Origin of the sequence: Streptomyces sp. AHU1, assembly GCF_045343905.1 — a bacterium.
Taxonomy (GTDB): domain Bacteria; phylum Actinomycetota; class Actinomycetes; order Streptomycetales; family Streptomycetaceae; genus Streptomyces; species Streptomyces triticiradicis.
Genome location: NZ_CP174283.1, coordinates 3214498 through 3228351, shown reverse-complemented (window position 1 = coordinate 3228351; position 13854 = coordinate 3214498). Strand labels below are relative to the sequence as shown.

Genomic DNA, 13854 nt, shown 5'->3' with positions numbered 1-13854 from the left:
GCGGGGGCGGTCAGTCCCGGCTTCCGGTGCCCTCGTCGTCGGAGCGGTCCTCGCGCGACGTCCGCCCGGTGCCGGTGTCCCCGTCGCCCGCGGCGTCCTTGGGGGCGCCGCCCGCGAAACCGCCGAAGCCGCGCCGCACCCGGCCCCCGAGGTCGCCCGCGCCGCCCGCGAGGTCGCTGACCAGCTTCATCAGCGGGTCCTTGGAGTTCTTCACGTCGCTCGCGTAGCTGGCCGCCGACTGCCGGAAGGAGTCCGACACCGAGGCGTCCTTGTCCGCGTCGCGTCGCGGGTAGTGACCGTCCATGATCCGCTGGTGGTCGCGGGACTCCGCCCACTTCTTCAGCTCGGCCGCGCGGACCGCGGTGAAGGGGTGCGTGCGCGGCAGCACGTTCAGGATCTTGAGCACGGAGTCCCGCAGGTCGCCCGCAGACTCGTACTCCTCGGCCTGCGCCAGGAACGCGTCCACGTTCATCTCGTGCAGGTGATTGCCGCCCGCGATCTTCATCAGGCCGCGCATCGAGGCCCGCAGGTCCTGGCCGACCAGCAGCCCGGCCCGGTCCGCGGACAGCTCCGACTTGCGGAACCACTCGCGCAGCGCGGTCACGATCGCCATGATCGCGAGATTTCCCAGCGGGATCCAGGCGACCCGGACCGCGAGGTTGGTGAGGAACAGCAGGATCGTGCGGTAGACGGCGTGACCGGACAGCGCGTGGCCGACCTCGTGGCCGATGACCGACCGCATCTCCTCCTCGTCGAGCAGCTCGACGAGCCCGGTCGTCACCACGATGATCGGATCGTCCAGACCGATGCACATCGCGTTCGGCTGCGGGTCCTGGTTCACGTACATCGGCGGGACCTTCTCCAGGTCCAGGATGTAACAGGCGTCCCGCAGCATGTCGTTGAGGTGCGTGAACTGGGCGTCCGAGACACGGACCGAGTCGGACAGGAAGAGCAGCCGCAGACTGCGCTCGGGCAGCAGGCCGCTCAGCGCCTTGAAGACCGTGTCGAAGCCGCTGAGCTTGCGCAGGGCCACCAGGGCCGAGCGGTCCGCCGGATGCTCGTAGGCCCGTGAGGAGATCCCCTCGAAACGCCTGCGCTGCCTGCTGGGCACCTTCTCGTGCCCGTTTCGTTCGTGGCCGCCGTCGGACATGTGTTCCCCCATGTGCGTCTGAATGCCTCATGCGCCCCCGAGGCAGAGCCCAGCCTAGGCGGAGATACCGTGGACGGGCAGTACAGAGGAGGAGTCGTACGACATGGAGCACATCCCCACGGCCGCGTGGCTCACGGATGCCGCCGCGGCGGCGGACAAGCAGGGTCCGGGCAATCTGCTCCGCGTCGTGCTGGTCGTCATGGTCATCGGCGTGGCCCTGACCGCCTGGTTCCTGCTGCGCGGCTACAAGCGCGACGACTGAGCGGCCCGGCCGCGGCGGTTCCGGCCGGGAGGCCTCCGCGGTGGAAGACCCTCCGGGCCGGGAGGGCCTCCGTGACGGGAGGACCTCCGTGACGGGCGGACCCCGCCCCGGCGGTCCCGGGGGACGGCCCCGCGACCGGTGTCCCCAACGGCGGAGTCGCCGTGTTCGCTGCGTGGGCGCCCGCATACGATGGGCCGACATCTTTATCCCGCACCCACTGGATAGGTCCTGCCGAGATGAGCTTCCAGCACACCGCCGCACAGTTGGCCACCGTCGTCGCCGAGGGCGAGAACGGCGGCAACCACGAGAGCCTCAGCCCCTACCTGACCGGCGGCGGGGCCCTGTTCGTCCTGCTCCTGCTGCTGTGGATCACCACGCGCTTCAACCGCGACCGCTGAGCCCCGAAGGGCCCGCTCGGGCCCCTGTCGGCCGGAGCCCGTCGGCCGGGCCGGTAGGGTCTGCACGCATGGGAGAGCAGGACATGCCTACCGGTCCGGCGAGTGACACGGAGAGCGGCGCCGTCGGCGACGCCACGGGCGGTGCGGGCGCGGCGGGCGGCGGCGCGGCGAAGCGCCCGGTGACCGGCCCCGGCAACGGCCCCTCGAACCCGGGCAAGCGCCGGCTGGGCGTCATGGGCGGCACCTTCGACCCGATCCACCACGGACACCTGGTCGCCGCCAGCGAGGTCGCCGCGCAGTTCCACCTCGACGAGGTGGTGTTCGTGCCGACCGGGCAGCCCTGGCAGAAGACCGACCGCACGGTCACCCCGGCCGAGGACCGCTATCTGATGACGGTCATCGCGACCGCCGAGAACCCCCAGTTCTCGGTGAGCCGGATCGACATCGACCGCGGCGGCCCGACCTACACGACGGACACGCTGCGCGACCTGCGCGCGCTGAATCCCGACGCGGACCTGTTCTTCATCACCGGCGCGGACGCGCTCGGCCAGATCCTCACCTGGCGCTACACGGAAGAACTGTTCTCCCTTGCGCATTTCATCGGGGTCACCCGGCCCGGTCACACCCTGACCGACCCGGGGCTCCCGGAGGGCGGTGTCTCGCTGGTCGAGGTCCCCGCGCTCGCCATCTCGTCCACAGACTGCCGTGCGAGAGTCGCCAAGGGCGACCCCGTCTGGTACCTGGTGCCGGACGGTGTGGTGCGCTACATCGACAAGCGTGAGCTGTACCGCGGCCAGTGAGCCGAGAGGGGCACCCGGTGAACGACCGATACGACGGATACGCGGGCGGCGACCAGAGTTACGAGCTCGTCGGCTACGACGAGTACGGCCAGCCCGTGTACCGGCAGGTCCCGCAGCAGCCCGCCCAAGGGTACGACGGCTACGACGCCCGGCAGCAGGGCTACGGCTACGACCCCTACGCGACGGGCCGTCAGGAATCTGTCCAGGCCTACGACACGGGCCGTCAGTCGCCTGTGTCGCCCTATGACACCGGTCGGCAGGAAGCGGTGTCGCCGTATGACACCGGTCGACAGGAAGCGGTGTCGTCCTATGACACCGGTCAGCAGGAAGCCATGTCGTCCTACGACACGGGGCAGCAGCCGCCCGTCTCCTCGTACGACTCCTTCGACCCGTTCGGCACCGGTACGCCGCGGGCCGGCGGGACCGGGACCGGGACCGCCGAGCCGTCGTACGACGGCTACGGGCGGACCGCCGACACGGCCGGCGCCGCGAGCACCGGACGCCGGCCCCGGGTGGCCGAGCAGACCGCCCGCATCCCGCAGCAGCCCGGACCGGCGGACGACGGCACTCCCCGGACCGACCGGGACTACCGCACCGAGCAGTTCGCCTTCGTCGAGGACCAGGAGGCCGAGTCCGAGGACGTCATCGACTGGCTGAAGTTCACCGAGAACCGCACCGAGCGCCGCGAGGAGGCCAAGCGCCGTGCCCGCAGCCGGATCATCGCCCTGGTCGTGGTCGTCGCCCTGGTCGTGGTCGGCGGCGCGGGCTACCTCTGGTACGCGGGCAAACTGCCCGGCACCGCCTCGGAGGCCAAGCCGGGGACCACGACGCCCGTCGCCGCGCAGAAGCGCGACGTGATCGTCGTCCACCTGCACAACACCAAGGGCGGCGGCACCTCCACGGTCCTGCTCGTCGACAACACCACCACCAAGCGGGGAACCACCGTCCTGCTGCCCAACGCCCTCGCCCTGACGGACGACGACGGCTCGACGACGACGCTCGCCAAGTCCGTCGACGGCGACGGCTCCTCGGGCACGCGGGAGGCGCTCGACACCGTGCTGGGCACCAGCATCCAGGGCACCTGGCGGCTCGATACCCCCTACCTGGACAACCTCGTCGAACTCGTCGGCAACATCGAGGTCACCACCGACACCGACGTGCCGGACCCCGACGCCAAGAAGAAGGGCGAGGCCCCGCTCGTCGAGAAGGGCGAGGACCAGACCCTCAGCGGCAAGAAGGCCGTCGCCTACGCCACCTACCTGGCCCCCGGCGAAGCGCAGAACGCCCAGCTGCAGCGGTTCGGTCAGGTCATGCAGGCGGTGCTGCGCAAGCTGTCCTCGGACAAGCAGGCCGCGACCACCACCGTGCAGACCCTGGCCCAGATCCTCGACCCGTCCCTGACCGACCAGGACCTCGGCGCCTTCCTCGCCAAGCTCGCCGACCTCGCCAAGGGCGGCGACTACAAGACCGCCACGCTGCCCGTGCAGGAGGACGGCACCCTGAGCGCGAGCGCCTCCAGCGGCGTGATCAAGGACGTCCTGGGCGGTACGGCGAAGAGCCCCGACGCCGGCTCTGCGGTCCGCGTCGGCATCGAGAACGCCACCGGCGTCAAGGCGGCCACCGGCCAGGCCCGTGTCCTGCTGGTCAACGGCGGCTACACGTTCCTGGACTCCGGTACCGCGGGTGCCGCCCAGAGCGTGTCGCAGATCACCTACAGCGATTCCGCCAGGAAGGCGGACGCCGTCGAGGTCGCCAAGACCCTGGGGCTGCCCACCAGCACGGTGAAGAAGGGCAAGGCCGCCGGCAACGCGGACGTGTCCGTCGTCCTCGGCCAGGACTACAAGATCACCAGCAAGCCGACGGGGTGACCCGCGGGTGACCGGCGTCACGCCCCGGGGTCCGGCCCCGGGGCGTGACCGGAGAAACGCGTGGGGTGTCCTCGGCGGTCCGTGAGACCCTTGAGGGGTAACCGACCGCCGACGGAAAGCCGCGCAGTGACCGCCACGGACCGCTCCATCGAGCTCATCAACACCGCCGCACAGGCGGCCGCAGACAAGCTCGCGCACGACATCATCGCCTACGACGTCAGTGATGTGCTCTCCATCACCGACGCCTTTCTGCTGGCCTCCGCGCCGAACGACCGCCAGGTCAAGTCGATCGTCGACGAGATCGAGGAGCGCCTGAACAAGGAGCTCGGCGCCAAGCCGGTGCGCCGCGAGGGCGACCGCGAGGCCCGCTGGGTGCTGCTCGACTACGTCGACATCGTGGTGCACGTCCAGCACAGCGAGGAGCGCGTCTTCTACGCCCTCGAGCGGCTGTGGAAGGACTGCCCGGAGCTGGACCTGCCCGAAGAGGCCAAGGCGACCCGGGGCAAGGCCGCCGAACACGCGAAGTTCCAGGCCGAGGAGGACTCGGCCGGCCTGGGGGAACTCCGGTGAGCGCCGAGGCCCGCGGGGCCGCGGGCGCGGCCTCCGACGGGAAGCCCGGCCGGGGCCGCCGCATCATCCTGTGGCGGCACGGCCAGACCTCCTGGAACGTGGACCGCCGCTTCCAGGGCTCCACGGACGTCGAGCTGACCGAGACGGGCATCGGGCAGGCCCGGCGCGCGGCCCGGCTGCTCGCCTCCCTGAAGCCCGACGCCATCGTCGCCTCCGACCTCAAGCGCGCCGCGGCCACGGCCGCCGAGCTGGCCGGCCTCACCGGCCTCGACGTCACCCACGACGAGGGCCTGCGCGAGACCTACGCGGGCGTCTGGCAGGGGCTGACGCACGAGGAGATCATCGCCCGCCACGGCGAGCAGTACGCCGCGTGGAAGCGCGGTGAGCCGGTGCGGCGCGGCGGGGGCGAGCTGGAGACCGAGGTCGCCGACCGGGCCGCCCCCGTGGTGCTGCGGCACGCGGACAAGCTCCCCGACGACGGCACCCTCGTCGTCGTCAGCCACGGCGGCACGATCCGCACCACCATCGGCCGTCTGCTCGGCCTGCAGTCCCGGGACTGGGAGAGCCTGGGCGGCCTGTCCAACTGCTGCTGGTCCGTCCTCGGCGAGGGCGTCCGCGGCTGGCGGCTCCTGGAGCACAACGCCGGCACGCTGCCCGAGCCGGTCCTCGGCGACGACGACTGAGGCGCGCCGGACGGCTCTCCGTCCGGTGGCGAGGGCCCGGCGGGACCGGATTTCACTTTCCGGCTGGTCGCAGGCTAAAGTTCTTCTTGTTCGGCCCGCAGGGCGGGAAGAACGCAAGGGGCTATAGCTCAGTTGGTAGAGCGCCTGCATGGCATGCAGGAGGTCAGGAGTTCAATTCTCCTTAGCTCCACAGACCGACTCTCTCCGGAGTCGTCGGACAGAGTGAGGAAAGATCCCGTTCCCGTCAGGGAGCGGGATTTTTCGTTGTCCGTCCGCGAGTTGAGGACGTCCCCCCGGGGAACGCGCCGGAGCGGGCGCAGTTGGCGCCTGGCCGCCGGACGGACATCGAGAACTGTGTCGTGGATCACTGCCGGACGTACGCCCGGCTCCGGCCGTCACGCCGTCAGGGGCCGGGCGTGCGCTTCGGACCGGTGGGCGCCGTGGTCTTCGGCACACTCTTCTCGGATCCGCTTGAGTCACTTGGGGCCTCTGGGGCGTATACCTTTGCGGACGCGCTCCCGGCGTGCTCGTATGCGCCGCCCCGTACAGCCGCGCTGGGGGCCTGTGTCCGGACTGGTACGCAGGCGTCGCTGACCGTATTGCTCCGGCCGTGGCAGAATCAAACGGCCGGAAGGGGGCGCGGCCCGACGGGAGGGAGTAGCGATGCCTGCCAGCATCCTCGAGGAGGTCCACGATCTCCTCGAAGTGGCACTGAACCGTAAGAAAGCCACCCTCCTCGACTGCCCTTCCTGCGGATCGGTCCACGTTGCCCAGGTTCTCGGCGACAACGGTGGAATCTCCTACGTGTGCACGGCCTGCGGCCACAGCTGGAGCTGATTGATGGGTGCACACAGGCGGAAATGCGATTGGTGCGGCAGTGGTACGCCGATCGTCCGCGACATGGAGCCGGTCAACCACGACTATCAGTACTGGTGCGAGGAATGCGCGCGGGCGCTGATCATAAAAGGCGACCCCATCGAGACGTACCGGGAGCTCGAGGGCGAGCCGATCTACGCACGGCTCCTCGACGAGCACTGCACTCTCAAGCGGTTCTATTCGTTCGCCACGGCCTGACCGGGGCCGTGTGACCCCGGGGGCGGCCCGCCCCCGGGGCTTTGTGATTCCCGGGGCCGCCCCGTCCGGCCCTCGAGCCGTTGCGGCCGCCGCGGGCCGGCGGCGTCAATGCGGTGCCGTCGCTGCGCAGTTCCCGCGCGCCCGCGCGGTCCACGCCCCTCGTCACCGCCACCCGCCACCGCACGTACGCGCGAACGGGACGCCACGGCCGCCCTGAAGCGGCCTCGGCGCACTCTGCGCGCCCCGGAGCGGCCCGGAAGGCCGCCAGGGGCGCCGGCGAGCCGCCGAGCGCCCTGAAGCCCGCCCAGGGCCGCGTGAGGGCCCGGGAGCGTCTCCTCCGGCCGGTCCCCGCCCCTCCCGTGCCTCCTGGCCCCCCGTTCGGCCCAGTCGCCGCATCGGGGCGGACCCGGTGCGCGGCGCGGCCCGCGGAATGCGACATGCGGCGCGAATCGGTACGGACGGGAAACGATTTGGTGGTTCACCAGGGGAACCGTGTAATGTTGGCGTCGCCGCCGGGGAAACCGGGCGACACAGTGAAAACGCGGTCTCACCGCGTGGCCACGAGGGGCTATAGCTCAGTTGGTAGAGCGCCTGCATGGCATGCAGGAGGTCAGGAGTTCAATTCTCCTTAGCTCCACAGACGTTGAAAGCGGGCCACCCGATCAGGGTGGTCCGCTTCTTCGTTTCTCCGGTACTTCACGGAACGGTTCTCGGGCCGTGGCGAGGAACATGCCGAGGGCGGGCCACCGTTTTCGGGTGGCCCGCTCCTTCGGGTCAGCGGCCGCTGCCGAGCGCCCGGCGCCCACGTCCCTGGGAGAGGACCGGCAGGTTGGGGCGCGACGAGGACGATCCCCTGGTGTCCTCCTCGATGCGCAGGGCGAGCGCCGGGCAGCGGCGCACCGCGCGCAGCGCCTTCGCCTCGACGGACCGGGGCACCGGGGCCTGCGCCACGGTCGGGAAGCCGTCGGCGCCCAGTTCGAAGACCTCGGGGAGGAGGTCGGCGCACAGACCGTGCCCGCGGCACAGTGTCCAGTCGACGAAGATCTTCTGGCGGCTGGAGCCCGTCTCCGGCTGACCCGGGCCGCTCAGGATGCCCATGGGCACCTGGCCGTCCTCGAAGAGCGGCAGAACGCCCTCCACGGGCCTTCCGCAGCCGTTTCCGAGGACGTGTGCGGCCAGGTCGTCCGTGAACGCCTTCAGGGTCGACTCGATGAACATCGCCGAACCGTCCGGGTGCGAACAGGCGCCGCGCCGCTTCACGGACTTGGCGACCTGCTTCACGGCCTCCAGCGCCGCCGGGCCGCCGCCGTTGAGGATGTCCGCCAGGCCGCGCGCCGCGGCGGGCAGACCGAGGTAACAGGGACCGCACTGGCCCGCGCTCTCGTCGGCGAGCCACTGCGCCACGCGCAGCGACTCGCCCAGGGGGCAGGTCTCCTGGGTGATGGGGAGGATCGCGCCGGCACCGAGCGCGCCGCCCACCGCGGCCAGGGAGTCCCGCGAGACGATCGCCTCGTTGACCGTCGCCGCGTCCAGCCACTTGCCGTGGTAGCCGCCGGTCAGCACGCCCTGGGGCATCGCCGGGGCGCCGGCCAGCTGGAGCACGTAGCGCAGGGGTACGCCGGTGGGGACCTCGATCACCATGGGGCGCGAGACCGCGCCCGAGACGGTGAGCATGACGGTGCCGGGTTCGTCGTACAGGCCCGTGTTGCGGTAGCGGTCGGGGCCGATGCGGGCGGCGATGGCCAGCTGCGCGAACGTCTCGGCGTTCGACAGCAGGGTGGGCGCGCCCCCGACGCCCGCCTGGGAGGCGCTGACCTTGCGGCCGGGCGGCACGGCCGGGCCGCCGTCGATCGAGCGGATCAGCGAGGCGGCCGCCCCGGTCACCATGCGGATCGGATTGCGCTGCACGCGCGCGCGAAGGGGCGATCCCCTGCGGTTGCTCAGCCCCCGCTCCTCCAGAGCCGCCTCCATGGAGCGCTGCGTGGACTCGCGGGTCACGCCGATCACGAGCTGGCGGGCGCCCATGGCCTCCGCGACCAGGAGGGCGCCGTCGAGGATGAGGTGCGGGGCACGGTTGATGAGCACCGTGTCCTTGCGGCAGGCCGGTTCGTCCTCGCTTCCGTTGACCACCACGACAGGGCGGATGCCCTTCTTGATGGCTGATTCCGCGACCGAGCGCAGTTTCTTGCCGAACGGGAAGCCCGCCCCGCCGCGGCCCTTCAGATTGATGTCCTCGGCGAGGCTCGCGAGATCCTCCCCGCCCAGGGGTTCGAGCGGACCGTGCACCTTGAGGTGCATGGGTAGATCAAGACGTTCAACCAGGTCGAAACCCGACGTGAGCTGCGGAAGTCCGACCACTCGGACTTCCGGGACGTCGGGCAGGGCCTCGTTCACTTAAAGCCTCCGGAAGGGGCATTCCAGGATTCACCGGAGCCAGGAGCGTCGAAGGCGCCCGGCAGTACGTCAGTCGTGGGACCGCTGTCGTACGTGTCGTTGCTGTTGTACGTGCGGTAGGACGCGTTCGTCTCACCGGTGTTGTACACATCACTCGTGCCGTAGCCGCCGACGGGCGGATTGCCATAGACGGGGGTGGTGTATCCGGTGTCCTGGAGCGGGTCGTACGCCGACGCCGGGGCCTCGCCGACGGACTGGGCGGGGACGGGCCAGCCGCCCTGCGCGCCGCCGTTGCCGGCGGAGGGAAACGTCTCTGTGGGCTGCGCGTTCCCGGGCATCGGGAACTGCCCCGTGCCGGGAGCCGTGACCGTGGGCATCGTCCCGGTCCGGTAGGCCGCCGCGAAGCCGGCCGTGTCGGCGGTGCCCTGCGCGCCGCCGAACAGCGTGGACGAGGACTCCTTGCGCTCCTTGCGCTCCTTGCGCGGGGAGGTGCCGTCGTCCGCGGAACGCCGGTCGGAGCGGCCGCCCGGACCCTGCGGGGACTCCATCGCGGCGGCGCGGGAAGCTTCCAGGTCCTCGCGGAACCCGCGGGCGCTGCCGCCGCCGGTGAGCGCCAGGATCTGCGCCGCGATCTTGTGCTTGACCGGGTTCGGGGCGGCGCGCACCAGGAGGGCGGCCATGACGCCGACCAGGCACAGTTCGTACGAGATCATGAAGAAGGGCTTCGCGGCGCGACCCGCGAACAGGCCGTGGATCAGGGCCGCGCACAGCGCGGGGTAGGCCAGCATGTGCATCGCGCGCCAGCGGGCGGCGACCACGGCCGGTGCGGCGAACTGGTTGCGCAGCGCGCCGGTGATGCCCACGAAGATCATGAGCAGGCCGGCCAGCGAGCCGAGGCCGATGAGCCCGCCGAGCCCCGTGACGCCCAGGCTGAAGGGGATCAGGGCGGCGATCAGGACGGTGTGGTCCAGCGCCAGCTTGACGGTGATGTGCACCAGGAGGAACGCGATCGAGCCGACGGCGGTCACGCGGTGGACGCCCTGCGCGATGATCCGCTGACGTGTGTCGAGGATGAGCCGGTCCTGGGCGACCAGGCCCCAGATCACCGAGCAGGTCAGGGAGACCAGCGACAGGACGCCGGCGCCGAAGTTCAGGAAGTCCTGGACCGCGTTGCCTCCCACCAGCACGAACACGGGTATGAGGACCACGGCGACAGCCGTGGCCACCCCGTAGGCCGAACGGCCCATCCGGGGAAGCGAGCTGTTGTTGCGACGAGGGTTCATGAGGGGTACTCCCTACGGTTCGGGGAAGCGGTCCCGAAGGCGCACTCTAGGTCGAGAAAACGCGCCGAGCTCCACGTTTGAGTTATTGCGTTGTTACCAAAGGGCAATGAGGTCTTTGTGTTGTCCGCAAGCGTCCGTTAAGCGAAGTAAAATTTGAACATTGGTCAACGATTTTTTTTCCGCACGCCGGGGTGACACGGGGTGCCGACGGCCCCGGAAGCTCGTCGCGGCCCGTACGGGCGCTGCGGTACCCTGACGCCATGCGTGCCGTACGCCTTCTGCTTAGCGAGCCGCGCTGATCAGTCCCGACCACTGACGCATCGTGGTCGGCATCGGCGCGGCGTCCCCTCCTGTGCGAGGGGATTTTTCATTTCCCGAGTGACTGAGCCGCTGGCAGAGACGATCGATGGAGCTTTGAGGACATGAGCGAGACGAACACCGCTGCCGCCACCGCCGAGTCGGCCGCGCCGCACCGCTACACGGCCGCCCTGGCCGCCGACATCGAGGCACGCTGGCAGGACTTCTGGGACGCCGAGGGCACGTACGAGGCCCCGAACCCCACCGGCGACCTGGCCGGGGACCCGGAGCTGGCCGCCCGGCCCAAGAAGTTCATCATGGACATGTTCCCGTATCCCTCGGGCGCGGGTCTGCACGTGGGTCACCCCCTGGGCTACATCGCCACCGACGTGTACGCCCGGTTCCAGCGGATGACCGGCCACAACGTCCTGCACACCCTGGGCTTCGACGCCTTCGGCCTGCCCGCCGAGCAGTACGCCGTGCAGACCGGCACGCACCCGCGCGTGTCCACCGAGGCCAACATGGAGAACATGAAGGTCCAGCTGCGCACGCTGGGCCTGGGCCACGACAAGCGCCGGTCGTTCGCCACGATCGACCCGGAGTACTACAAGTGGACCCAGTGGATCTTCCTGCAGATCTTCAACTCCTGGTACGACGACGAGGCGGCGAAGGCCCGTCCCATCTCCGCGCTGGTCGCCCAGTTCGAGAGCGGTGAGCGCGGCGTCCCCGCCGTCGACGGCACCACGCGCACGTGGAACGAGCTGAGCGCCACCGAGCGCGCCGACGTCCTGAGCGGCTACCGCCTGGCGTACGCCTCCGACGCGCCGGTCAACTGGTGCCCCGGCCTGGGCACCGTCCTGGCCAACGAGGAGGTCACCGCCGACGGCCGCAGCGAGCGCGGCAACTTCCCCGTCTTCAAGGCCAAGCTGCGCCAGTGGAACATGCGCATCACCGCCTACGCGGACCGCCTGCTGGACGACCTGGACGCGCTGGACTGGCCCGAGGCCATCAAGCTGCAGCAGCGCAACTGGATCGGCCGCTCCGAGGGCGCCCGCGTCGACTTCCCGATCGACGGCGAAGCGATCACGGTCTTCACCACCCGCCAGGACACCCTGTTCGGTGCCACCTACATGGTGCTGGCACCGGAACACCCGCTGGTCGAGAAGTTCACCCCGGACGCCTGGCCCGAGGGCACCCACGACGTGTGGACCGGCGGTCACGCCACGCCCGCCGAGGCCGTCGCCGCCTACCGCGCGCAGGCCGCCTCGAAGTCCGACGTCGAGCGCCAGGCCGAGGCCAAGGACAAGACCGGTGTCTTCACCGGCGCGTACGCCACCAACCCGGTCAACGGCGAGAAGGTCCCGGTCTTCATCGCCGACTACGTGCTGATGGGCTACGGCACCGGCGCGATCATGGCCGTCCCGGCGCACGACACCCGCGACTTCGCGTTCGCGCGCGCCTTCGAGCTGCCCGTGCGCTGCGTGGTCGAGCCCTCGGACGACCGCGGCACCGACGCCTCCACCTGGGACGACGCCTTCGCCTCGTACGACGCGAAGATCGTCAACTCGGCCGGCGAGGACGTCTCCCTGGACGGCCTGGGCGTCGTCGAGGCCAAGGCGCGCATCACGGAGTGGCTGGAGCGCCGGGGCATCGGCGAGGGCACCGTCAACTTCCGCCTGCGCGACTGGCTGTTCAGCCGCCAGCGCTACTGGGGCGAGCCCTTCCCGATCGTCTACGACGAGGACGGCGTCGCCCACGCGCTGCCCGAGTCGATGCTGCCCCTGGAGCTGCCGGAGGTCGAGGACTACTCGCCGCGCACCTTCGACCCGGACGACGCGGACACGTCCCCCGAGACCCCGCTGTCCCGCAACGACGACTGGGTCCACGTCACCCTGGACCTGGAGGACGGCCGCGGCCCGCGGAAGTACCGCCGCGAGACCAACACCATGCCCAACTGGGCCGGTTCCTGCTGGTACGAGCTGCGCTACCTGGACCCGCACAACGACCGGAAGCTGGTCGACCCGGCCATCGAGCAGTACTGGATGGGTCCGCGCGAGGGACAGCCGCACGGCGGCGTCGACCTGTACGTCGGCGGTGCCGAGCACGCCGTGCTGCACCTGCTGTACGCCCGTTTCTGGTCGAAGGTCCTGTTCGACCTGGGTCACGTCTCGTCCGCCGAGCCGTTCCACAAGCTGTTCAACCAGGGCATGATCCAGGCCTACGTGTACCGCGACAGCCGCGGCATCGCCGTCCCGGCCGCCGAGGTCGAGGAGCGCGACGGCGCCTGGTTCTACCAGGGCGAGAAGGTCTCCCGGCTGCTGGGCAAGATGGGCAAGTCCCTGAAGAACGCGGTGACCCCGGACGAGATCTGCGCCGAGTACGGAGCGGACACCCTGCGCCTGTACGAGATGGCGATGGGCCCCCTGGACGTGTCCCGTCCCTGGGACACGCGCGCGGTGGTCGGCCAGTACCGCCTGCTGCAGCGGCTGTGGCGCAACGTCGTCGACGAGACGACCGGCGAGGTCACGGTCGGCTCCGCCGAGCCGGACGAGGACACGCTGCGCGCCCTGCACAAGGCGATCGACGGTGTGCGCCAGGACCTGGAGGGCATGCGGTTCAACACCGCCATCGCCAAGGTCACCGAGCTGAACAACCACCTGACCAAGGCGGGCGGCCCGGTCGCGCGTCCGGTCGCCGAGGCCCTGGTGCTGATGGTCGCGCCGCTGGCCCCGCACATCGCCGAGGAGCTGTGGCGCAAGCTGGGCCACTCCGACTCGGTCGTCCACCAGGACTTCCCCGTGGCCGACCCGGCGTACGTCGTCGACGAGGCCGTGACCTGCGTCGTGCAGATCAAGGGCAAGGTCAAGGCGCGCCTGGAGGTCTCCCCGTCGATCACCGACGCGGAGCTGGAGAAGGTGGCTCTGGCCGACGAGAAGGTCGTCGCGGCGCTGGGCGGCGCGGGGATCCGCAAGGTGATCGTGCGCGCTCCGAAGCTGGTGAACATCGTCACCGCGTAGCCGGCCCGGCACGGCCGCCACGGCGCGATCGCCGTGGGACGGCCGGCACGGCGTGAGG

At 70.6% G+C, this 13854-nt stretch carries 12 protein-coding genes and 2 tRNA genes; 11 read left to right on the top strand and 3 right to left on the bottom strand.

Going from position 1 to position 13854, the window contains the following annotated elements:
- Positions 1-10: 10 nt before the first annotated feature.
- A complete protein-coding gene (locus ACICHK_RS14605) occupies positions 11-1150 on the bottom strand; it encodes a M48 family metallopeptidase (RefSeq protein WP_406841222.1) in 1140 nt (379 codons plus the stop codon).
- Between the two features lie 103 nt (positions 1151-1253).
- On the opposite strand from ACICHK_RS14605, the gene ACICHK_RS14600 reads away from it, so the two are divergent.
- The 10 genes from ACICHK_RS14600 to ACICHK_RS14555 all read left to right on the top strand — a co-directional run bounded on the left by ACICHK_RS14600 (position 1254) and on the right by ACICHK_RS14555 (position 7442).
- Positions 1254-1412 carry a hypothetical protein gene (locus ACICHK_RS14600; RefSeq protein WP_406837237.1) on the top strand — a complete coding sequence of 53 codons (159 nt, stop codon included), beginning with the start codon at positions 1254-1256 and terminating at the stop codon, positions 1410-1412.
- A gap of 236 nt (positions 1413-1648) precedes the next feature.
- A complete protein-coding gene (locus ACICHK_RS14595) occupies positions 1649-1810 on the top strand; it encodes a hypothetical protein (RefSeq protein WP_167455651.1) in 162 nt (53 codons plus the stop codon).
- A gap of 68 nt (positions 1811-1878) precedes the next feature.
- Positions 1879-2610 carry a nicotinate-nucleotide adenylyltransferase gene (gene nadD / locus ACICHK_RS14590; RefSeq protein WP_151467958.1) on the top strand — a complete coding sequence of 244 codons (732 nt, stop codon included), beginning with the start codon at positions 1879-1881 and terminating at the stop codon, positions 2608-2610.
- A 17-nt stretch (positions 2611-2627) separates the two neighbouring features.
- Positions 2628-4478, top strand: a complete 1851-nt coding sequence (locus ACICHK_RS14585; protein ID WP_406837236.1) for an LCP family protein — start codon at positions 2628-2630, stop codon at positions 4476-4478.
- A 126-nt stretch (positions 4479-4604) separates the two neighbouring features.
- On the top strand, positions 4605-5048 hold the full coding sequence (gene rsfS / locus ACICHK_RS14580) for a ribosome silencing factor (protein WP_151467960.1): 444 nt from the start codon (positions 4605-4607) through the stop codon (positions 5046-5048).
- The gene (locus tag ACICHK_RS14575) at positions 5045-5731 is read left to right on the top strand and encodes a histidine phosphatase family protein (RefSeq protein WP_151467961.1); all 687 of its coding nucleotides are present in this window, start codon (positions 5045-5047) and stop codon (positions 5729-5731) included. Before rsfS ends, ACICHK_RS14575 begins: the two co-directional genes overlap by 4 nt.
- A gap of 117 nt (positions 5732-5848) precedes the next feature.
- Positions 5849-5921 (top strand) — tRNA-Ala (locus ACICHK_RS14570).
- Between the two features lie 473 nt (positions 5922-6394).
- Positions 6395-6568 (top strand): hypothetical protein, encoded by a 174-nt coding sequence (locus ACICHK_RS14565; protein WP_103553920.1) that lies wholly within the window; start codon positions 6395-6397, stop codon positions 6566-6568.
- 3 nt (positions 6569-6571) lie between these two features.
- The gene (locus ACICHK_RS14560) at positions 6572-6805 is read left to right on the top strand and encodes a hypothetical protein (protein ID WP_037618755.1); all 234 of its coding nucleotides are present in this window, start codon (positions 6572-6574) and stop codon (positions 6803-6805) included.
- Between the two features lie 564 nt (positions 6806-7369).
- Positions 7370-7442: transfer RNA gene (locus ACICHK_RS14555), tRNA-Ala, on the top strand.
- A gap of 137 nt (positions 7443-7579) precedes the next feature.
- Here the strand turns inward: ACICHK_RS14555 and ACICHK_RS14550 are convergent.
- Both ACICHK_RS14550 and ACICHK_RS14545 read right to left on the bottom strand, forming a co-directional pair.
- Positions 7580-9199: an NADH-quinone oxidoreductase subunit NuoF family protein gene (locus ACICHK_RS14550; RefSeq protein WP_151467962.1), complete on the bottom strand. Its 1620-nt coding sequence runs from the start codon at positions 9197-9199 to the stop codon at positions 7580-7582.
- Positions 9196-10482: a cytochrome b/b6 domain-containing protein gene (locus ACICHK_RS14545; RefSeq protein WP_406837235.1), complete on the bottom strand. Its 1287-nt coding sequence runs from the start codon at positions 10480-10482 to the stop codon at positions 9196-9198. The genes ACICHK_RS14550 and ACICHK_RS14545 overlap by 4 nt, the downstream gene beginning before the upstream one ends.
- A gap of 422 nt (positions 10483-10904) precedes the next feature.
- Here ACICHK_RS14545 and leuS point away from each other — a divergent pair, with 422 nt between their 5' ends.
- Complete coding sequence (gene leuS / locus ACICHK_RS14540) at positions 10905-13796, top strand: leucine--tRNA ligase (RefSeq protein WP_406837234.1); 2892 nt, start codon at positions 10905-10907, stop codon at positions 13794-13796.
- Positions 13797-13854: the final 58 nt, after the last annotated feature.